This window comes from Autumnicola aciditolerans, assembly GCF_041679265.1.
Lineage (GTDB): Bacteria > Bacteroidota > Bacteroidia > Flavobacteriales > Flavobacteriaceae > Autumnicola.
The window spans coordinates 211,462-232,594 of record NZ_JBGFSM010000005.1; the positions used below are offsets into that span (position 1 = coordinate 211,462).

Here is a 21,133-nt window from a genome sequence, read left to right on the forward strand (position 1 = left end):
GTTTAATTTATATAAATTAAGATGGACAAGGGGAAAGTTTTGAAAAAGTTTGGAGGAATTTTTGCTACAGTGAATAAAAAACCGTTAAACCTTGCTTATATCTGGAAAGAAACGGATAGAAATCTACCGGTTTCCCAGAAAATACAACCAAGCACCGGCATTAAATAAACAAAATGAAATTACGCGCTGATAATCTTATTAAGACCTATAAAGGCAGATCTGTTGTAAAAGGAATCTCCCTTGAAGTAAACCAGGGAGAAATTGTAGGATTACTTGGCCCAAACGGAGCCGGTAAAACCACTTCTTTCTATATGATTGTGGGCTTAATTAAACCCAACAGCGGAGACATTATCCTGGATAAAGTGAATATTACCAAATACCCAATGTACAAACGCGCGCAAAACGGCATTGGCTATCTTGCGCAGGAGGCTTCGGTATTCAGGAAACTTAGCATTGAAGACAATATTATGAGCGTGCTGGAACTTACCAGCCTTTCCAAAAAAGAACGGCAGCTTAAAATGGAATCGCTAATTGAGGAATTCGGCTTAAACCATATCCGGAAAAACCGCGGAGACCTTTTAAGCGGCGGGGAACGCCGTAGAACAGAAATTGCCCGTGCTCTGGCCACAGATCCTAAATTTATTCTTTTAGATGAACCCTTTGCAGGAGTGGATCCTGTAGCGGTGGAAGATATTCAGCGGATTGTAGCACAGCTAAAAAATAAAAATATCGGTATCCTTATTACCGATCATAACGTACAGGAAACCCTGGCAATTACAGACCGCACCTACCTTATGTTTGAAGGTTCTATCCTTAAACACGGGCAACCTGAAGAACTGGCTGAAGATGAAATGGTGAGAAAAGTTTATCTGGGCAAAAACTTCGAACTTCGGAAAAAGAAAATTTTTGAATAGAAATTTTCTTCAAGGTGGTTTTCTGGCCAATAAATCTGGGAAAATTAAAACACTTAAAAGAGGCCGAAAAAGGCTTAAATTCTATAGAAAATTGAAAACTTCTGGCCTTGCCTGTGGAATCCTTAAATTGAGATCTCCCATATTCCATTACACATTTAGCAACAATAATCATAAAGTTATTGCTTTTCAGGTTCAACCGGCGTGATCATGATATGGGATCTATGGGTGTTGGCATCCATTAACCATGGCATGCCGGGAGCTTGTGGTGTAGTTGGCAGGCCGGTACTTTCTGCCGTCATGTACGGCTTATAAAGCACATAGCGCATAAAGCCGTTCTTGAGTTCGCCGGTTTCACGATTATAGTCTTTTTCCTGTCCTGAAAAAACGTATAACATGGCTGGTTCAGAGGGCATTTTTAGTTTTCCCGAATCAATTTCGTTTTTCCTGGTATCCCGTTTTTCATTCAGGTTTTTGCCTTCGGCAGCCAATTCCCGCCCACGTGCCATAAAAGGTTCTAATGCTATGCCATAACACGCCACACTTATCCCGCCCTTGTCTGGATCGTCTGCAATGCAGATTATCTCATTGGTTCCCTGCCGCAAAGTCACCAGTTCCCCATCTTCATTATAACCCAAAACTTTAGCACCATCGCGAAACATTTCGGGTGCCGCCATCACTGCCGTCTTTATCTGGACTTCTGCAGGCAAGATTTCATTTTGTGCAAAAGCAGCCAACTTCCCTAAAACAAAAACAAGAAGTATTAATTTTTTCATAACTAAGACCTTTTCAAATAAGCCTTAATTTACAAAGATTCCTCAAAATCAGGTGTTAAACTGTCAACCATAATTTCCTAAGAGTCCCTAAGCTTTTGATTTATAGGTCAATCCCAATGCAGTAAAACTGGCTGTTATATGTTCAGAAATTATATATGACAATCTAAATTTTATCGCAAAATTTCTTCATGAATAGAAAAAGCCTGGCTTAAGCAATTGCAGCCTTCTGATCTCCAAAGATCAGCGAGAGCAGGACGTAACTTACAATAATAACTGGAATTGCCGCAAATTGCAGTAAGATCACCAGCACCAGACATAAGAGAATAAATAAATACCTCAATTTATTATTCTGAAAAGACCAGTCTGAAAACTTCAGGGCGAACAATTTTATTTCAGCATTTAAGAAATAACAGCTCAACAGCGTTAGGCCAATCAGAAACCATTCATTTAAAATAAAAGAAGAAACAAATTCTCCCGGCTGGTAAGTGAGGATCAATGGCAAACTAAGGATAAGTAAAGCATTGGCAGGAGTAGGAAGGCCAATAAAAGAATCTGTCTGCCGGTCATCTACATTAAATTTTGCCAACCGGTAGGCTGATGCCAAAGTAATTAATAATCCAAGGAGGGCAATATTATTGAAATCCCATTCCAAAAAAGAACTATCGGCAGTCCATTCCGTAGAAATTTCGTGTGATGGGCCAGGTAATGCCTTGTTCAGCATCTGGTACATTACAATTCCCGGCACTACCCCGCTGGTAACGGCATCTGCAAGGGAATCCAGCTGCAGCCCCACCTCGCTTTTAACATCCAGGGCACGCGCTGCGAGTCCGTCAAAAAAATCAAAAAATATTCCAAGTGCCACAAAGGCGGCTGCCATTATCAGGTGCCCCTGCACGGCAAATAATACGGCAATGCTTCCGCTTAAAAGGTTTAACAGAGTGATGAGATTTGGGATATGCTTCTTTATGGCCATATTAATTTTTATATGAAGATACTAAAGTAAGAATAAATATGAAGTTGGAAGTACGAGGTGAGAAGTACGAGGTTTGAAGTTGGAAATTTTCAACTTTTCATTTCACTTCTAACTTTTTAATTCCCACTTCTACTTTCTAATCTCAAACTTCCAAACAACCACCCCGGCCTACGGCCACCCTGCCCGACGGGGTCATTCAGGCGGGCCCTCCTTAGAAAGTAGGGGAGCATTTTCCCTACAGATTATAGATTTTTCATCTTTTAATGTAATTAATTTCACTTTCCACTCTTCACTTTTCACTCTTCACTATTTTAACTTTTAACCTTACGCTTATAAATTTAGTTTCCTATTTTTGAAGTGTCGGCAATACAATTGTCGTCTTTTTCCTGATTTATTTGTAAAATTTCAAAATGAAACAAATTGCTTACGCGGTTTTAAGCGGACTGCTCCTTGCCCTGGGCTGGCCTACTTACGGTTTCCCTTTTTTACTCTTTGTAGCCTTTATACCGCTGCTTTTCGCCGAATTTCAAATCAGGAATTTTTCTAAAAATTGGGTAAAATTGAAAGTCTTTGGGGCGGCTTATCTTACATTTTTTATCTGGAACCTTATTACCACTTACTGGATCTATTTTTCCACGCCTTTTGGCGGTGCTTTTGCGATTCTCGCCAATTCCCTGTTGATGAGCATAGTTTTTCTAATCTATCACCTTGTTGCCAAACGCACAGGTTTCTCGGCATCTGCCACCTTCCTGGCCAGTTTCTGGATGGTTTTTGAGCAAATCCACCTCAACTGGGATTTTTCCTGGCCATGGCTTAACCTGGGCAACGGATTTTCTGAATATCACAATCTTATTCAGTGGTATGAATATACGGGTACTTTTGGCGGCACGCTCTGGGTCTGGCTGGCCAATATTGCTGTTTTTAAAGCCCTGCTTCTTTATAAGGAATATAAAGACAAAGCGATTATTTACCGTGGAGTGGTAAAACTGCTGCTAATTTTGGCAGTTCCAATAGCGCTTTCTTATTTGATAAGATACAACTATGAGATGCCGGCCAAAAAGATGGAGGCGGTAATCTTGCAGCCTAACATCAACCCTTACACGGAAAAATATAATACCACCGATACCCGCATTGGAGAACTGCTGATGGATTTGAGCCGGGAAAAGGTATCTGATTCTACCGCATTAGTTGTTGCCCCGGAAACCGTTTTTGCCGATGGCACGGTTTTATCGGAATTTGAAAATTCTGAAGCTGCTTTTTTTGGAAGGCAGCTGGTTAGAAAACATAATAACCTCAGCTTTCTTGGCGGAATTTCCTTTTACCAGCGCTTTAGTGACCCTGCGCTGGTAAAACCTCAAAGCAACCAGATTGGGGTTAATGACTGGTATGATGACTATAATTCGGCATTTTTAATCAGCAATCTTAAGCCGGCGCAGCTTTATCATAAATCCAAACTTGTGGTTGGCGTGGAGAATTTCCCCTATCAAAGCCTTTTAAGGCCAATTTTAGGAGATATCATGATAGACCTGGGCGGAACCGTAGCCATGAAAACCACCCAGCCGGAGCGGGAAGTTTTTCAGCTGGATAATGGCGCATTTACTGCTCCTATCATCTGCTATGAATCGGTTTACGGAGAATATGTAACGGGATATGTTCGCAATGGCGCCCAATTTCTTACCATTATCACTAATGATGCCTGGTGGGGCGATACGCAGGGGCATAAGCAGCATCTTAGTTACGCCAGGCTAAGGGCAATTGAGACCAGAAAAGCTGTGGTAAGAAGTGCAAACACGGGGATCTCTGCTTTTATTAACCCATTGGGGGATATAGAAAAAAGCCTGGGTTATGAAAAAAGGGGAAGCCTAAAGCAGGAAATTGTCCTGAATGATGAGCAAACTTTTTATGTAAAATATGGTAATTATATCGCCAGGATCGCTCAATTTCTCGCTTTGTTCATCTTCCTGTTCGCTATGGTTAAGTACAGGAGAAAACGCTAGTGGTAGCCTGTAGTCGTTAGACTGGAGACTAGAGACTGGAGATTGGAGATTGGAGATTGGAGATTGGAGATTGGAGATTGGAGATTGTAAGTTCAATGGTATTTATTCATCTGATAATTGATAATTGTTTATTGTTTATTGTTTTTCAATATTTCCCCGCAAACCACGCAGATTAGCGCAGAATCTATTTTGAGGGTGAATTATAAATCATAGGCTCCTAACCCATAACACACAACTCACAAATTTTTCAAATTCCCACTTTTCACTATTCACTATTCACTTTTCACTCTTCACTTATTTCCCCGCAAACCACGCAGATTAGCGCAGAATCTATTTTGAGGGTAAATTCTAAATCATATGCTCCCAACCGATAACAGACAACTCATAACTTTTTCAACTCCCACTTTTCACTATTCACTATTCACTTTTCACTCTTCACTCTTCACTTATTTCCCCGCAAACCACGCAGATTAGCGCAGAATCTATTTTGAGGCTGAATTCTAAATCGTAGGCTCCAAACCAATAACACACAACTCATAACTTTTTCAACTCCCACTATTCACCTTTCACTATTCACTATTCACTTTTCGCTTTTCACTTTTCACTTATTTCCCCGCAAACCATCCAGATTAGCGCAGAATCCATTTTAAGGGTGAATTCTAAATATAGGCTCCAAACCGATAACAGACAACTCATAACTTTTTCAACTTCCCACTTTTCACTATTCACTTTTCGCTTTTCACTATTCACCTTTCACTTATTTCCCCGCAGACCATGCAGATTAGCACAGAATCCAATTTGAGGGTGAATTCTAAATATAGGCTCCTAACCCATAACACACAACTCATAACTTTTTCAACTCCCACTTTTCACTATTCACTATTCACTATTCACTTTTCACTTATTTCCCCGCAGACCATGCAGATTAGCACAGAATCCATTTTGAGGGTGAATTCTAAATCATAGGCTCCTAACCAATAACACACAACTCACAAATTTTTCAACTTCCCACCTTTCACTATTCACTATTCACTTTTCTAACTTCCAACTTCCAACTTCAAACTTCCAATTATTGTCCTCTAAAGAACAAAACCGTACTGCAGGTTTTCAGCAGAATATTAAGGTCCAGGAAAAGTCCGCGGTGTTTAATATAGTAAAGATCGTACTGAAGTTTTTCCAGGCTATCGGTATGGGAGGTGCCGTAATTAGCCATTACCTGCGCCCAACCTGTTAATCCGGGTTTTATCACATGCCTGGTTTCATAAAAAGGAATTATTTGAGACAATTCTTTTACAAAAACAGGGCGTTCCGGCCTTGGGCCTATAATGCTCATATCCCCTTTCAGCACATTATAGAACTGCGGAATTTCATCTAACCTGGCTCTCCTTAAAAACTTGCCGAAGGCGGTAATACGGTAATCATTTTTCTGGGCATATTGGGGGCCGCTATGTTCCGCATCATGCCTCATGGTCCTCAATTTTAAAATTTTAAAAATATAACCGTGTTTTCCCACTCTTTCCTGCGAATAAAATAACCTGCCCCGGTTCGCCAGCATATTCCCCACAAGAATAAATGGGAGAAGCAGCAATCCAAATGTGATTCCTGCTATTGAAATAAGGATATCAAAAAACCGAAACACCAGGGTATAGAACTTGTTGGAATGATTTCGGCTAAAAGGGAAATACCGGTAAAAATCTTTATCTACATTTTCAACCGGAATCCGCTGCGTTAATTCTTCATAAACCTGCGTATAATCCTTAATAGGAAAACCTGTGGTGAGCAGTTCATACAACTTGTTATAAAGTGGAAGCATGAGGCCTTTACGATACGCGCTGGCGACTACAATTTCACTAATATGGTTTTCAGAAATAATACCAGGAAGTTCATCTACATGAAATTCTTTTAGATGATGCGTATCGAGCCCGGCTTTAACCTGGTTATCTGTATTGATAAATCCCACAATATGGTAATTAGGATCGGTTTTTTGAAGGGCTTCCACAATCAGTTTGATATCAAAGGAATCTCCCACCACCAAAACCCTTTTATAAAACCTGGGGGTAGAGATCAAATTGATGTACGCCAGCCTCCACATTAGCAAAGCCAGGGCAATAGAAAGAAAAAAGAACAGGATCTGCAGGCGGTTTTCCGGCAGGCTTGGCGTATAAAACGGGGTAAGCATGTAGAATAAAACGGTAGTGGAAGTGGTTAAGATCACATTTTTAAGCACGCTTTCTATCCTGCTGGCCTTCTGAAGATCATAAAGTTCGAAAACGGTCGCAAAGAAATTCAGGAAAATAACCAGGACCAGTGTCCAGATCCAATACTGGGAATCTATCCGGAAATAATCAAATTGAAAGATGATCCCTACGATGCTGAGGGTAAGTAAAACTATGATATTGTCAAATAACCGCAGAAGGATCCTGCGTTCGGAAATTTCAAAATGAACTAATGGTTTATCAGACATATTTACTATTTCAGTCCCGGGCCTAATATAAAAATTTCAGTTAAGTACCTGCAACCAATCCTGCTTAACTATTTCCCAGTCGAATTTTTCAACTTTACTTCGGGCTGCCTCTGCCAGTGTTTCTGCCTGCTGCGGGCTTTTCAATAAAAAACGGATCGCTTTTGCTGCCGCCTCCGGTTCCTCTTTATCAAAAAGGATCCCCTCCTGCCCGTTTTTTATTAAATAAGGCATGCCCCCAACTCTTGTGGAGATTACCGGTAGCCCCAGGGCCATGGCTTCTATCACGCTTACGGGGGTGTTGTCTATAGCAGAGGTATTTAAAAAAATACTATATTCTGCTGCAAGCCTTATCCATTCTTTTTTTTCTAGCTTTCCGGTAAAATGAACCGGTAAATTATGCCTTTCTGCATAACTTCTGCACCTATTAAAGGTTTCATCTTTTGCACCGCCTACCATACACAAACTGGCTTGAGGGTATTCCAGCAAGAGCATTTCAAGGATCTTAACCGCCATTATCGGGTTATAGATTTCTGCAAAAGAACGAACCCATAGTATTTTTGGCTGCAATTCCTTGCGCAACCGGAATTCATATTTAGCTAGTTGCAGGGGATTAGGGATATACTTTAAATTCTTAATCCCGCTTTGTCCAAACTTTTTCAGTAAAAATTGGGAAGGAGCAACGTTTACAAAGGCATTTTTAAAGAACTTCCTGCTAATTTTCTTATTTTCCCGAAGCCTTTGCGGCAGATTTCCCCCGTGCAAAATGGGAATATATTTCAGCTTTAGCAGCCTACATATTTTTCCGCACAAAATGGCATACCAGAAATTTTGCGTGCTGTAAGTATCAATTAAAACATAATCAGTTTTCCCACCCGCGCGGGCAAGCGTTAGTAACATGTGCAATAAGCGGATACTTTTATTTCTAAAAGAAGACGCTGCCCTTACCTGATAACCTTCATTTTCTAATAATGGGATAAGTACATCTATGGTCGTGGGAGAGGCACCTTTTTTTTCCAGTTTATTACCAATGTAGATAAGCTGCTTCACAGAAGCTTTTAATTAAGTACCCGGTTCCATTCCGGTTTCACTTTTTCCCAATCAAAATTTTCCACTTTGGCCCTTGCTTTTTTGGTCATCTCTGCCGTTTCCTTTGGAGCTTCTATAAGTTTGGAAATTTCACCGGCCATGGCATCCTTATCATTATCAGGCACCAGTATCCCATCCTTTTCATGGTCTATAAGCATAGGCATACCTCCTACATTGGTGGAAACCACGGCCAGTCCCAGGCTCATTGCTTCTATCACGCTTATAGGGGTATTATCTATAGTGGTGGTGTTAATAAAAAAGTCATAATCTGTAGAAAGTTGTGCCCATTCCTCTTTCTTAAGTTTTCCGGTAAAACGCACCGGCAGTTTATGCTTACGCACGTAAGATTTGCAGGTTTGCATGCTCCCGTCTTTATCTGGCCCCACCATGCAAAGCTCGGCATCGGGATAAGTGCGAAACAACTGCACCAGCACTTTTAAGGCCAGCAGGGGATTATATCTTTTCTGAAAACGCCTTACCCATAACAGCCGGGGGCGAAATTCCTTCCGTTCTTTAAAAGGATAGTTTTCCAGCTGGATGGCATTGGGAACAATTTTAATATTATTGAAACCCTTATTTTTAAAAATATCATATAAAAAATGGGAAGGCGCCACGTTTACTTTGGCGTTTCCAAAAAGTTTGCGGCTATAAGATTCGGAATCATGGAGCCGCTCCGGCAGGTTTCCACCGTGAAGAATAGGGACATAATCCAAATTATAGTGATCACAGGTTTTACCCACGAGATAGGCATAGTAAAAGTTCATAGCCCCGTAGGTATCAATAAGCACCACATCGGTCTTTTTATGATGCCTGGCCACCATAGCGAGCATTTCTACCAGACGCAAACCTTTGTTGCTACGGGTGGAAGCGGTTTTCACCTCATAGCCCTCCCTTTCCAGCATTTTGCTCAAAAAAGAAATATAAGTAGCAGTAAAGCTGTTAAGCTGTAAGTCGTTTCCTATGTACAGGATCCTTTTTGTCATCTACAATATATAATAGTGCAAGCCCGTAAACAAAGCCAGGCAAAGCGATTCGCATAGCGGAATGGTTTATCGTAAGAAACCAAAAGGCTACAAAAGCCATGAAATAATAATTGTTTTTAAATTTAAACCAAAAAACAACAGGAACAAAGATAAGTATCAATAAAGCAAATACACCTAACAAACCATGTTCAGATAAAAGCCGGCTGATTTCGTTATGAGAAGCAATTTCAACCCCCAAAGTTTCTTCCCTGTATTGCCTTCCCCTGCCCGCTCCTATTCCCAATACCGGATGATTATAAAAAGCATGTAATTCGGTTTCCACCAGTTCTGCCCGGCCTGTAGTAATATCTGCTTTTAATTCTCCCGCGGCATTACGGTTCATATATCGGTTCCCGATTAGCCCAAAGGTATTTATAGAAGAAACAATCCAAATTATAAGAAAAGAAGCCGCAATGGTAAAAATTTTTATATTTATTCTAGCCTGTTCTCTACGATCCTGTTTATAGTAGAAAAAAAATAAAAATAGACTTACACATATTATTGCCGTAAAAACTCCTCCCCTTGAGAAAGTGATCACTGCCCTGTAGCCCATTAACCCTAAGAGTATTAAATCTAAAATATTTATAAGCTTATGCTTAATGGTAAATAATCTTATTACCAACAGGAATGCCCCCAATCCCATCACTGTGGAGATCTGGTTTGGCCCATACCCTCCGGTAGCCGCATAGTTGCCGGACATACTAATGAGGCCTTCCCTAAGGCTGGGAGTATATAGAAAAAGGTAGATCATCTGCGAAATTACAGGTAAAAGCAACATCAAAATTACCTTCTGGAAATCCAGTTTATTTATCTTTTTATAATAGCAGTAAAGGGCAGTCACTCCAAGACACACCGGCCCACTTAAGTTAAAGGCCACCTGTTTCCTGAAACTAAATTCGTAGCCCCAGTTTAAAGAAGCAATGATCACCCCCGGCAGGAGTATTAATAAGTATGTCCAATATGGTACTGTTTTAGAGGATGTCCCCTTAAAAAACATCCCAATCACCAGAAAAATGATTACCATATATTTCCCGGTTTCGTAAAAAACCATACCATCGGTCATCCGGAAGTAAACCTCAGCTCCCGCAATATACGCTGCGCCCATTAAGGCTTCATTGTTCCTGTTCTCGTTTTGAATGGTAATAAAAGTAAAATATCCCAGCACCCCGAGCATCAGTAAAGGAGAAATGGGCCTATACAGATAAATGGCAAAAGCCATAACCGCATGCAGCAGCAAAAGTTTAATATATAGCTCATTTAAGTCCTTACCCATAGTTTATTTAAGAAGGTATTTGTAAAATCCCGTTAATTTTGGAAGTACCACCTCTGCACTATAATTACTTTTCACGAAGGTATTAAACTTTTCGGCATCGCCTTTTCTTCTCTTTTCATTGTGATAATACTCCAGGATAGCTTCGGTAAGTTTTTTCTTATTTTCCGGAGGGACCAAAATACCATTTTCTCCAATTACTTTCCCACAGTTCCCAACATTAGTGGAGATTACAGGCAATCCACAAAACCCATATTCCAGTAGACTTACGGGCAAGCCTTCAGACTTAGAGGATAATACCCCAAGATCAGACTGCTTCATAATAGAATAAACATCGCTTAAACTTTTGTAGTAATAGATTTTTTGATAGTAGCGCGATTCTTTTATTCTTGTTAAAATTTCAGAAGAATATTCTGTTTTAGGATCGGCACCTACCAAATGAAGGCTTGCGGGAATGTTTTCCGCAACATTCTCAAAAGCTTCAATAAGGTTTACATGATCCTTTTGAGGCCTCAAATTCGCCACACATAAGATCCGGAAATCATCAGCGCTTCCCATTATTTCCACTTCGGAATTTTTTATAGCAATAATCCCTGGAAAATTATTTAATTCAATAACATTAGAGCAATGAAGATATTCTAATGCCCAGTTTTTCAAAGAGGTATTTACTGAAATGATCCCGTCAAACAGATGAGAAAATATTTGAAGTGTTTTATAATTGCGTTCCCGCAGATACTCACTCTCTCCATAATGATCATGCCATACCAGTTTTATATTACAACCGGCCATTTTTAGTAATCCTGCTAAAAAAAAAGAGCTGCTATGCGCGTGAACCATTTGTATTTTCTCTTTATCCACAAATTTCTTCAGTCTTAAAAATGCGGGAAAGTCTAAGGTATTCTTCTTCTTTAAATAAAGATAATTTACCCTGGCATCCAGATCTTCCAAAAGGCTTCCTTCCATTCGGGTACAGCACAAATAGGAGGCAATTTCGCTACTACAAAGCGAGTTCGCATAGGTCACCGCCATACGCTCTGCACCACCGGGCCTTAAGGAGTCTATAAGTTGAAGTACACGCAATGTAAGGTTTAAGGTTTAAGGTTTAAGGTTTAAGGTTTAAGGTTTAAGGTTTAAGGTTTAAGGTTTAAGGAAAATTAAAAACCGTCTTCACGTTTCCAAAATTCTTTTTATCTCGGTTTCAAATTTTTCTAAAGTATATTCCTGAGACCAAATCCTGGCAGCAGCCGAAACAGATTTTAATTTCTCTTTACTTTCTATGTGGCTTTTCACTATGCTTACCGCAGATTTTAGTTCTTCCCCGATTAAAATCCCGCGTTTTCCGTAATCCAGCATCCATGGAATGCAGGAAACAGGAGTCGCTATGGGAATGCAGCCGTAGAACATCCCTTCTGCCAAGGCTTTCGGCCAGCCTTCGCTCCGGGAGGGTAAGATAATAAAATGTGATTTTTGATAGGCTTCTTTAATTTCATTTAACGGCCTGTTGCCGTGAAGTTTTACTACCCGCGCTAATTTACCTGAAGCTATATACTGCGCTAATGATTCTTTTAAAACACCATCTCCGTAAATGTCCAGTTCTACCTGCTTTCCTGTATTATATAATTCTTGAATAATCCGGCTGGCAAATAAAGGCCTTTTCCCTTCAGATAAGGTTCCCACGAAAACGAATTTATGGGGAACTGAAAAATCCTTTTTAAAATCTTTCTTTTCCGTCTCAGAAAAAGAGGCTGTAAAAAAAGAAACGATATTTGCAGATTGCCCTGCCCATGTTCCATACACCAGAACCTGAATATTGCGGGTAAGAAAAGTATTATTCAGAATCCACTTTTGAAATTTATAGCTTCGTGGTTGTTTTGCATTAGGGTCCCAGTTCCCGGCATACTTTGCGGTTTTTGGTTTCTTCGGAAAAAATACCTGCACCATACAAGCGAGCAATCCAATATTCCCGGGGCAACGTATATGAATATGGTCTGCCCGGGACATGGCTTTAAAAATCTTAAAACATAACAAAGGAAGTTTCAGAAAAGAGATAAAAGCATTGGGCAGGGATAAAAAATTTATTAAAGCCACCCGGGTAAAGTGCAGGCTTGAATGTTGATAAGAAATTTCAATTTTAGGCTTCTTTTTTAGCTTTAAAGGAGCCACGATTTCCACCTCATCTACATATTTAAGCCAGATATTCATTTCCCTTACATAGGGTTCATAAGCAAAATATTCATCGCCGCTTTTTAGATGTTCCACATGTGAAAAAATCGTGAAGCGCATTATCTGGAGTTATATTTCATACGCATAGTAAGATGCATGCAACTAAACATAACAGCATCATTATTTAAGGATAATTTCCAATCATGCCGATGCCACTGCTGCCCAACCTCTTGTTTTTTTTGATTGCTTAAAGGAAGTAAATTCACAAGTACCAGCCACTTAGATTTACCAAATACCGCTCTTCTTTCCAAAATTTGAAATGCTTGCTGATATTTGTAGTATACTTTCCTGGAAAACGGCCATTCCCATGCCCTGTCTGATTGGAAAGGCCTGTAGAGACTCCTTAATATCTTAATTGGCAGACTCGTCTGCAGGGGATCATAACTAATGATTTCTCCTCCAATTTTTAATTTTTCCTTTATACGTAAAATGAGTTTATCTGTATCCCGAAAATGATGGAGTACACCGTAGGCATAAATTAGATCAAAATCCCTTTCTTCAAATTCTTCAGATAGGAAATCTATCGCTACAGCCCTCGCACCAGGCACTTTGGAAATTCTTTTTTTTAACTGTGCAATCCCTCTTTCACTCAAGTCAATCCCCAGATATTCTCTTGAATTTTCAGCTAAATAATAGGACAGAGAATTGCCTGCATAACAACCTAAATCCAGAACCTTTTTATTTGACAAATCTCCCAGCCATTCACGATGTAGTTTGTAAATTTGATTTTCTACACCAAAATCTTTCCGCATCCTGCGCAACATCCCATTCCTAAACGTATACCAAATTTTGGTTGCACGATTCTTCCGAAAAGTTTCGTAAAACTCCTTTTGCTTCTTATTAAGTTCAGCTTCTCCCGACATTCAAAAGTGGTATAATATCACTTCAGCTCAACTATTTTGCTGAAGATTGTTCATATTCTGCAAGATATAATTTATTTGAGCTGAAGGTGTGCAATACTTATCAAAATAAGTTTTTCCCTGCTTTGCCAGCAAATTCCTCCAGGCAGGATCCTTCAAAGCCTTATCTATAAGCGCCGGAAAATCTTTAGTATCAGAAACATAATATATTTCTTTCTCATGTTCCGGAATTGTTGGTAATTCTATCTTAAAGGGATAGGCTAATACTAAAATGCCTTTATTAAAATATTCAGCAAGCCTCCAGCTTACGGCTCCACAAACAGCAGGATTGTTTAGGCTAAACAATGACATTGCACTTAATTTCGAAAACTTTTTAGGTCCATAATACTTACTACTCAATTCTCCTTCATAGTCATAGGTTTCTCCATCAGATCTTGCCATAAAGCCTCCTTCAAAGTCAATTTTTTCATTTTCTTTACAGGCTCTTATAAATTTTGCCCTTATAAGGTTAGTTTCTGATTCTTTTTTCCAAAGCCGTGAAGCAAAAAAAACAAAATTACCATGATTTTCTCTAAAGTTGAAGTTCCGGTAAAGTGGCCTCTGCCTAAGAGTATTTATCTGCTGAAGTACTGCTTTTAAATTGACATATTTAAACCAGTTTAACTTAAATATCTGCAGATAGGCTGAAAGACAATTTATAGGGTAATGCGGATAAAGAGCTACTACCTTATGCCGTTGATAGGAGTCATTCTCAAGAAGTTTGTTGGTAGCAAAGTAAATATCGGCCAGTTTATATAGTTCTTCATTTACCTGCTGCGGATCATCATTATCTATAACACCCATTTTAGTGTTCCACCGAAAAATCAAAACTGGTTTATTATGAAATTTCTGAAATTCCTTTTCATTAATAAATCGCACCCGGAAATTCTTAAAAAAACCATATAAATAATAGGATGAATAATAATTGGGAATGTTCAATATCTCTATCATTTATTAAGTTTTTGGTTTCTCGGGCCTTTGGAAGATAAGATTCATCAAGGCGCTTAATCTACCCATGGCATCCTTTAGAGCTCCTTTTTCCCCATCTATAACTTCATTTTTTACACGGATTCCCATGAGTAAACAGTTAGTAAAAATCCATTTCCAGCTAGCTTTAATAGAAGGATTGGGATTCTTTATCCTCCATACATACCAGCCGTTTGTGACTACCATCTTCCCATATTTAACCATATCTGGCCGCCCTTCTGGTGCATGGTGATGCTCTACTTTTGCGGCTGTATTAACATATAGTTTGCCAATTTTAGAAGCTCTCAGGGAAAAATCGGCGTCTTCATAGAGCCCGTAGCCCTCAAAATAGGAAGAAAAGGAAATTTTATCAAATAGCTCTTTTTTATAACTGGCAATACCGCCCATCATCATTTCTATCTCATAAACTTTTCCGCTTGGCGGCAAAAATCCAATGGAATAACCATGAGAAAAGTCGGGCATCATTCCGGGAGGGACATCCGGGGCAAGTCCGCACTTTCTTCTAAGCACAAACCTGGAGCCTTCTCTTCGAACCCAGGAATCATATTGAAATTCCCCTTTTTTAACAACATACTCCTCAGAAACTTTTTTCCATTCCACCTCATTGGTAATATAGCCCCCAACCCCTACAGCATCAGGATAACTGCGATAAGTTTTGAGCACCTCTTCAAAATAGAAAGTAGACAATATGGTATCATCATCAAGAAAGAAGACAATTTTTGTCTCTTTTTTCAACTTACCTACCCCAAAATTCCGTTGCCGGGTTAGGCCTTTATTTTTTTTATCTACTTTATAATATTCCAGGCCTTCCAAAGAAAAATTAAAGAGAATTTTTTCAGTGGCTTCATTTTCAGAGCCATCAATAATAAGGATTTGTGGAGGCAGAATGCTTTGCTTTTCTATGGATTTCAAAAGTTTTTGAAGCGACAACGGTCGTTGTGCGGTACAGATAATAAGACTAAATGCTCTATCCAGATTATTTCTAGCTTCGGAAGTAGTATTATTTATTTTTCCTGTAGTATCTGATGCGCCCATTCTTTACTTTTTTTCCACCTAAGGTTCATAGATCGTATATAGGTAAACGGATTTTTGATCTCCTGATTTCTATAAAATTTAAGCAGTAATGATGTTTTAAAGCCTTTTATTTGTTCAGGGGTATTATATTTTAGAGCAAAAGCCATTACTGTAGGGGATGGCTTTGGCAGAGGCTCCTGAGCCTCCCATTCTTTTTTCACCTTGGTTCTTAATCCGCCAACTTTAGCTTTCAGGTGTAAAATTGCAAGATCTGGATGATAAATAATATCACATCCAAGGTTTCTTAGTTGCATACCAAAATCGGAATCTTCCCCATAAGCCTGTTCATATAAGAGCGGAAAACGGCATTTTTCTGCAAAGCAGGTTTTTACAATGCTTGTTCCTGAGCCAAAGCTCCCCCATTGTTTTATTTTAGAAAAAACAGTTTCTTCCCCTTCCTGTCTGCAGTTTATATTTAAGCAGGAAATATTTAAGCGTTGTAATTCTTTGAGAGATTTTTTTAGAAGTTCAGGTTCCAGGCGAATATCATCATCAGCAAAAAAAATCCAGTCAGATTTTACTTCTTTTAAAGCTATATTCCTGGCATTACAGGCACCAGTCTGGTGGGTAAAATGATGAATGATTTGAAAAGGCCATTCTCTTCCTTCTAAAAAGTTTAGTTCTGAGGTTGCATGCTCTTCAGGGTTTTGTTCCACCACAATTACCTTTTTTGGAAGCAATACCTGCTCCTCCAAATCTTTCAGCACATTAAAAAGATGCTCCTTTCTGCCTATTGTGGGAATAATAACATCAATTTCTTTTGAAGCGGAATTTTCTCCTGCTGAGATAGAAATTTTTTCCAGTGCTATATTCTGCCGGAAAAATTTAGGTTTGTTTAAAGCTTTTAAAAATGCCAGGAGGGGAAATCTTTTTTCATACCAAAGATGGCAGAATAGGAGAACATATATCCAAATGCTGTTATAATGCTGACTGATAAATTTATACAATTCCTTATCCGAAGTAGTACAAACCGGAGAATTAACAGACTTGATAGTTGTTAGCGCAGGCTCCGAATAACAAAACAAACTGTTTTGCTGCCCCAGTTTCGCGATCGAATTTAGCAGATAACCAAAATCTTCAATTCCATTAAAAAGCTCTTTAAAACAGAGCAATGCCTTGCCGTAAATGCCCCCAACATCAGTACTCATGCGCCAGCTGGGAAACCTGACTGCCCTGTTGATATTGATAAAGGGCAGCTGATCTATGTACCCGATGTCTTCTGAAATGTATATGTTTCTTACCGCGTAAGAAGCCATTATACGCTGGTGATAAAATATGCTGTTCCACTCATCTGCACTTACCTGATCGTGAAATTCTTCTCCGCACCAGCCTACAACTTCCTCAGGAAATCTTTGGGCAACTTTCCAGAAAGCATCCACCAATCCGGATGCGGCGAGCTCCAGTTCCTGGCCTTCTTTAAGAACATGTAGAAGTTTTTTCCCTTTTTTATGGATAAGAAGAATCATTGGGGTAATTAGGATTTTTCCAAAAGTAGTATTTTTTAAAATAGTACTCCGCCATTGCGAGCGGAGTGAAACGAAGCGAAGCAATCCCACGTGCAGAAGGCATCATCATGCTCGGAGGACGCCGCATGAGTTTGCTTCGGACTGCCGTCCTCGCAAAGACGCGTCATGAACAAGTGCGACGGACTATCGGCCTCGCAAAGACGTATTCACTCCAAATCATCCCAGTTCAAAAAATTCCACTGTGCCAAATCCTGTTTAAGTTTTTTCCCGATCACTTCCCTGAACCTCGCTGCTTCCATACCAAATCCTTTTGGCTTTTTCGCTTCCAGGTCTTCAAAACTGAGTACATGCCCTGCCTTTAGATCTTTATTTATCGCCAGGGATTTTTCAAAAATCTTTTTAAGATCATCAAACCCTGAATTGTCATTTTTGTTAACAGGATTATTTAAAGCTGTTTCAATATTTCTAACAGCTGACACCAGTTGCCTGATCTCTTTAATTTCTAAAGAAGAAGCGGCATCGGGGCCAAAACTTCTCCGGTCAAAAACCGCGTGGAATTCCAGGATTTCTGCGCCTAAAGCAGCAGCAGCAATGCAGGTTTCCGGCTTTGCAGAATGATCTGAAAATCCCACAGTAACTTTATACCTGTCCTTTAATTCACTAATCTCATTTAAACCATACTCCTCTGCGGCGGTTGGATAGGCCGTGGTACATTGTAAAATGGAATATTCAACATTCCTTTCTTTTAAAAAATCTACGGTTTCATTCAGCTCCTTAAAAGAACTCATTCCGGAAGATAGAATTACCGGCTTTCCAGTTCTGGCAATTTTTTCCAGTAACAGAAAGTTATTTACTTCCCCTGAACCTATTTTATACCGCTTCACTCTTATCCTTTCCAACAGTTCCACCGCCGCGTTGCTAAAAGGAGAGGCCAAAAACTCCACTCCTTTCTTATCGCAATGCTCTTTAAGAAGCAGCCATTCCTTGTGAGAAAATTCCATTCTTTTCCAGTAATCAAAACGTGTTTTATCCTGAGAGGAGAACTTTACTCTGAAAGGTTCATGTTCGCTACTTTCCGCTTCAGCGATATGTACCTGAAACTTTACAGCATCTACTCCTGTTTTTGCCAGGGCATCTATATAAGAAAAGGCCATTCCCAGACTTCCCTCATGGGCCTGTGCTATTTCGGCTATGATGAACATTTAAAAATCTATTCGTTTATATTCCTTTTTACTTCTGCTATGTACTTATCAATAATTTTCTGTTTAGAATAGTTTTCTAGATAAACCTTTCTGTTCCTTTCCCTAATCCTTAATAATTCATTCGTTTCAAGGATCTTTATTTTTTTATACTCAATTCCAAAAGATTTTTCATTATCTGCTTGGAACCAAAAATTATTATAAGTTGTTTTCAATCTTTCTTTCATTGCTCCAACTTCGGTACTTAAAATAAGTTTTCCTGCAGCCATTGCTTCAATTCCTACCAAAGGACCTGCTTCTGTAATGGAGGGGATAATGATGCAATCGGATTCTTTATAAACTTTTGATATTTTACTATTATCAATCGCTCCCGTTATAATAATGTTTTTATAATTAGCGGTAAGTTGAATAATTTCTGGCAATAGTGGTCCTTCTCCAACTATTGTCAATTTATCATCTGGGAAACTAAATTTTGTAAAAAAACGAATTAAATTAATGATATTCTTCTCTGGACTTAGCCGTGCTAAAACGGTAAAATTTTTTGGCTTAGTAGTCTGCATTTTAATTTTAAGTAGTTCTTCTTCATTCATGGCAGTCTGATCGATGATAGTAAAATTATTATCAATTAAAGAATGATGCAGCTTATTTGCATTTTTATAAGAATGATGAATATAAATGCTTACTTTTTTAAGATGTGCCAAATTTAGTCCTTCTTTAATCTCTCCTGTAGTTCTAAATAAAATAGGAATATTATAAGCATATGCGATTTCGATAATTTCCCTTGTTCGTAAGGTATGAAGATGAGCAAAAATCAATACAAGATCATAATCTTTTATAATATTGTCTAATACCTTCTTTTCATTTTTTTTAATTAAACTAGAAGTAAACCTGTTATTTACATAATAGTAAATTGGATTTTTTTTTCGGTTTCTAATATAACTTACAAAAGTGAATGGCCTGAGAAGCCAATACTTTTGCCATATAAATTGTTTAAGTGTATCAACTTTTAAGTTGTCATCAAAACTGTATAATTGAGACTCGCGGGAAAGGTTAGCTGTTGAGAATACCTGAACAGCAAACTCTTTTTTTAATTCACTTGCAATAAAGCCAGCTTCAAGTTCTCTACCGCCCTTATCTTCAAATGGACCTGTTATAAGAATTCTATTCATTAGCGATAGAAAATTTTAAAAGCCTTCTTTAGAAGATATTTTTTTAATTTATAGACTTTGCTATCATTTTCATTTGTTTTCCTGAAATTAAATAAAGAATCTCCGTAATTGTAATCGGCATTAAGGCCAATTTCATTTTCCAGCTTTTCATACATCCATTCTTCCACTTCATTCCCCATGTGGTATGCATAATTGTTATAAGTCCCTAGTCTCATTAATCCGGCTTTATCGATTGGTTCATCTATATATCTATATTCCGAATCCCCACCAACTAAAGTTAATGACGGATTAAAAGGAACAGTTTCAAAAAGAATTCCTCTTTTTAAAGTTAATACCTGATGGCCACTTCCTACGATAGCTTTTACTGAATTGGATTCAATAAATGGCCAGTTTATATTATTATCTTTTTCATTATTCCAGTTTATACTGGTCAAATATTTATTATGTTCCTCGTAATTCTCTGGAATTGGCTTATAATAGTACTTTACTTTTCTAAATAAGATTTTTCCCAATGTAGAACTCGTGCCATAATATAAACCATGTCTAAAGGGAATTGGAGAAACAGAACCAACATTTTTGAAGGCTTTAAAAACCTGCATAGTTGCTCGATTCCAACCTATTGTGAAGAGAATGTCTGAATCAGACAAAGTGATATAATCTTCCCTGGAACCTCTGGCTGCTCCAATAACAGCATCTATTTTACCAATATTAGTTCTATGATGTATTATTGTATCAATATCTTGATGCGCATAAGAATGCAACAATTCAAAAACTGCTTTGCAAGAGCCATTATTTACAACGGTAATTTTGTAAGTATTATCGTTTGCTTTTATTAACGAATCTAAGCACATTTTTAAAACTTCTAAGGAATTAGCGTAATATCCTTGAAGTTTTGGAATATAAGTAACTACAACAACGCGATGTTGTATAGTAAGGTGAAGTTTTTTAGTTTTTTTCTGAGGGTTAGAGCCGCTTCTCATTTTTTATCAAGCTTGGATTGCAAACTAAAAATAGATTGGTTACGCCATTCTTTATATTCCAGAATCTTATAATTATATTTATCGAACATTTTTTCAAGTTCTTTTTTTGGATAATCACTAAGCCAGCCCCTGTCTAATCTTGGCGCATTGGAAATATCGCTACAGGCATAAGAAAGCACAATGTTTTCAATATGATAAGACATTTTTAAAATCACTTTTTCTATATCGTAAACATATTCCAGTACCCCACTAAAAACTGCGGTATTATATTTACTTAGATCAATTTGTATATTTTGATTCAAATCACACTCAATAACTCCCGGATGACGTGCAATTAAATCTGAAGCCTGATAAGTACAATTTTCAGGAAGTCTTGATTTTAGGCTCATCTTTCCCGCACCAAATTCAATTACTTTTGAATTTGGTTCTATTAAAGATGCCATCATAAAGGTTCTCTCATCCCAACTTGCATCAAGCTCTTGCAAATTTTCCCATCGTTTTAAATCGCTATGACCTAAATTTCTAAGAGCTATGGTTTTTTTTCTTCTGTTAATCGTACGAATTCGCTCCAACCCGCTTTTAATTTGATTACGAGAGAAAAAATATATCTTTTTAAAAATGCTAATTGTGGGCATTA

The 21,133-nt window shown here is 38.4% G+C and carries 18 protein-coding genes; 2 read left to right on the forward strand and 16 right to left on the reverse strand.

All coding sequences use genetic code 11. The annotated features are described in order from the left end of the window. Positions 1-173 precede the first annotated feature (173 nt). Positions 174-914 (forward strand): LPS export ABC transporter ATP-binding protein, encoded by a 741-nt coding sequence (gene lptB, locus AB8M93_RS07155; protein WP_373056885.1) that lies wholly within the window; start codon positions 174-176, stop codon positions 912-914. A gap of 176 nt (positions 915-1,090) precedes the next feature. Here the strand turns inward: lptB and AB8M93_RS07160 are convergent, their stop codons facing one another. Further along, a complete protein-coding gene (locus tag AB8M93_RS07160) occupies positions 1,091-1,687 on the reverse strand; it encodes a hypothetical protein (RefSeq protein WP_373056886.1) in 597 nt (198 codons plus the stop codon). Between the two features lie 208 nt (positions 1,688-1,895). Next, positions 1,896-2,660: a CDP-alcohol phosphatidyltransferase family protein gene (locus AB8M93_RS07165; RefSeq protein WP_373056887.1), complete on the reverse strand. Its 765-nt coding sequence runs from the start codon at positions 2,658-2,660 to the stop codon at positions 1,896-1,898. Positions 2,661-3,070: 410 nt separating this feature from the next. On the opposite strand from AB8M93_RS07165, the gene lnt reads away from it, so the two are divergent. Continuing rightward, positions 3,071-4,657 carry an apolipoprotein N-acyltransferase gene (gene lnt, locus AB8M93_RS07170; protein ID WP_373056888.1) on the forward strand — a complete coding sequence of 529 codons (1,587 nt, stop codon included), beginning with the start codon at positions 3,071-3,073 and terminating at the stop codon, positions 4,655-4,657. A 1,069-nt stretch (positions 4,658-5,726) separates the two neighbouring features. Here lnt and AB8M93_RS07175 read toward each other — a convergent pair. From AB8M93_RS07175 to AB8M93_RS07240, 14 genes are all read right to left on the reverse strand, one after another. Next, positions 5,727-7,121, reverse strand: a complete 1,395-nt coding sequence (locus AB8M93_RS07175; protein WP_373056889.1) for a sugar transferase — start codon at positions 7,119-7,121, stop codon at positions 5,727-5,729. Between the two features lie 36 nt (positions 7,122-7,157). Beyond that, entirely contained in the window at positions 7,158-8,168 is a 1,011-nt protein-coding gene (locus AB8M93_RS07180; protein WP_373056890.1) for a glycosyltransferase family 4 protein, read from the reverse strand. 8 nt (positions 8,169-8,176) lie between these two features. Continuing rightward, the gene (locus tag AB8M93_RS07185; protein ID WP_373056891.1) at positions 8,177-9,190 is read right to left on the reverse strand and encodes a glycosyltransferase family 4 protein; all 1,014 of its coding nucleotides are present in this window, start codon (positions 9,188-9,190) and stop codon (positions 8,177-8,179) included. After that, on the reverse strand, positions 9,147-10,502 hold the full coding sequence (locus AB8M93_RS07190; RefSeq protein ID WP_373056892.1) for an O-antigen ligase family protein: 1,356 nt from the start codon (positions 10,500-10,502) through the stop codon (positions 9,147-9,149). Before AB8M93_RS07190 ends, AB8M93_RS07185 begins: the two co-directional genes overlap by 44 nt. 3 nt (positions 10,503-10,505) lie before the next feature. Then, entirely contained in the window at positions 10,506-11,579 is a 1,074-nt protein-coding gene (locus AB8M93_RS07195) for a glycosyltransferase (protein WP_373056893.1), read from the reverse strand. Between the two features lie 87 nt (positions 11,580-11,666). Then, entirely contained in the window at positions 11,667-12,782 is a 1,116-nt protein-coding gene (locus AB8M93_RS07200; RefSeq protein ID WP_373056894.1) for a glycosyltransferase family 4 protein, read from the reverse strand. After that, positions 12,782-13,585, reverse strand: coding sequence for a class I SAM-dependent methyltransferase (locus AB8M93_RS07205; protein ID WP_373056895.1), 804 nt, complete (start codon positions 13,583-13,585; stop codon positions 12,782-12,784). The genes AB8M93_RS07200 and AB8M93_RS07205 overlap by 1 nt, the downstream gene beginning before the upstream one ends. A gap of 27 nt (positions 13,586-13,612) precedes the next feature. Continuing rightward, the gene (locus AB8M93_RS07210; RefSeq protein WP_373056896.1) at positions 13,613-14,572 is read right to left on the reverse strand and encodes a glycosyltransferase; all 960 of its coding nucleotides are present in this window, start codon (positions 14,570-14,572) and stop codon (positions 13,613-13,615) included. A gap of 3 nt (positions 14,573-14,575) precedes the next feature. Beyond that, on the reverse strand, positions 14,576-15,643 hold the full coding sequence (locus tag AB8M93_RS07215) for a glycosyltransferase family 2 protein (RefSeq protein ID WP_373056897.1): 1,068 nt from the start codon (positions 15,641-15,643) through the stop codon (positions 14,576-14,578). Continuing rightward, positions 15,613-17,148 carry a glycosyltransferase family 2 protein gene (locus AB8M93_RS07220; RefSeq protein WP_373056898.1) on the reverse strand — a complete coding sequence of 512 codons (1,536 nt, stop codon included), beginning with the start codon at positions 17,146-17,148 and terminating at the stop codon, positions 15,613-15,615. The genes AB8M93_RS07215 and AB8M93_RS07220 overlap by 31 nt, the downstream gene beginning before the upstream one ends. 206 nt (positions 17,149-17,354) lie before the next feature. Next, positions 17,355-18,350: an N-acetylneuraminate synthase family protein gene (locus AB8M93_RS07225; protein WP_373056899.1), complete on the reverse strand. Its 996-nt coding sequence runs from the start codon at positions 18,348-18,350 to the stop codon at positions 17,355-17,357. An 8-nt stretch (positions 18,351-18,358) separates the two neighbouring features. After that, complete coding sequence (locus AB8M93_RS07230) at positions 18,359-19,516, reverse strand: glycosyltransferase family 4 protein (RefSeq protein WP_373056900.1); 1,158 nt, start codon at positions 19,514-19,516, stop codon at positions 18,359-18,361. Next, positions 19,516-20,496 (reverse strand): glycosyltransferase family A protein, encoded by a 981-nt coding sequence (locus AB8M93_RS07235; protein ID WP_373056901.1) that lies wholly within the window; start codon positions 20,494-20,496, stop codon positions 19,516-19,518. Before AB8M93_RS07235 ends, AB8M93_RS07230 begins: the two co-directional genes overlap by 1 nt. Further along, complete coding sequence (locus AB8M93_RS07240; protein WP_373056902.1) at positions 20,493-21,131, reverse strand: class I SAM-dependent methyltransferase; 639 nt, start codon at positions 21,129-21,131, stop codon at positions 20,493-20,495. The genes AB8M93_RS07235 and AB8M93_RS07240 overlap by 4 nt, the downstream gene beginning before the upstream one ends. Positions 21,132-21,133 lie beyond the last annotated feature (2 nt).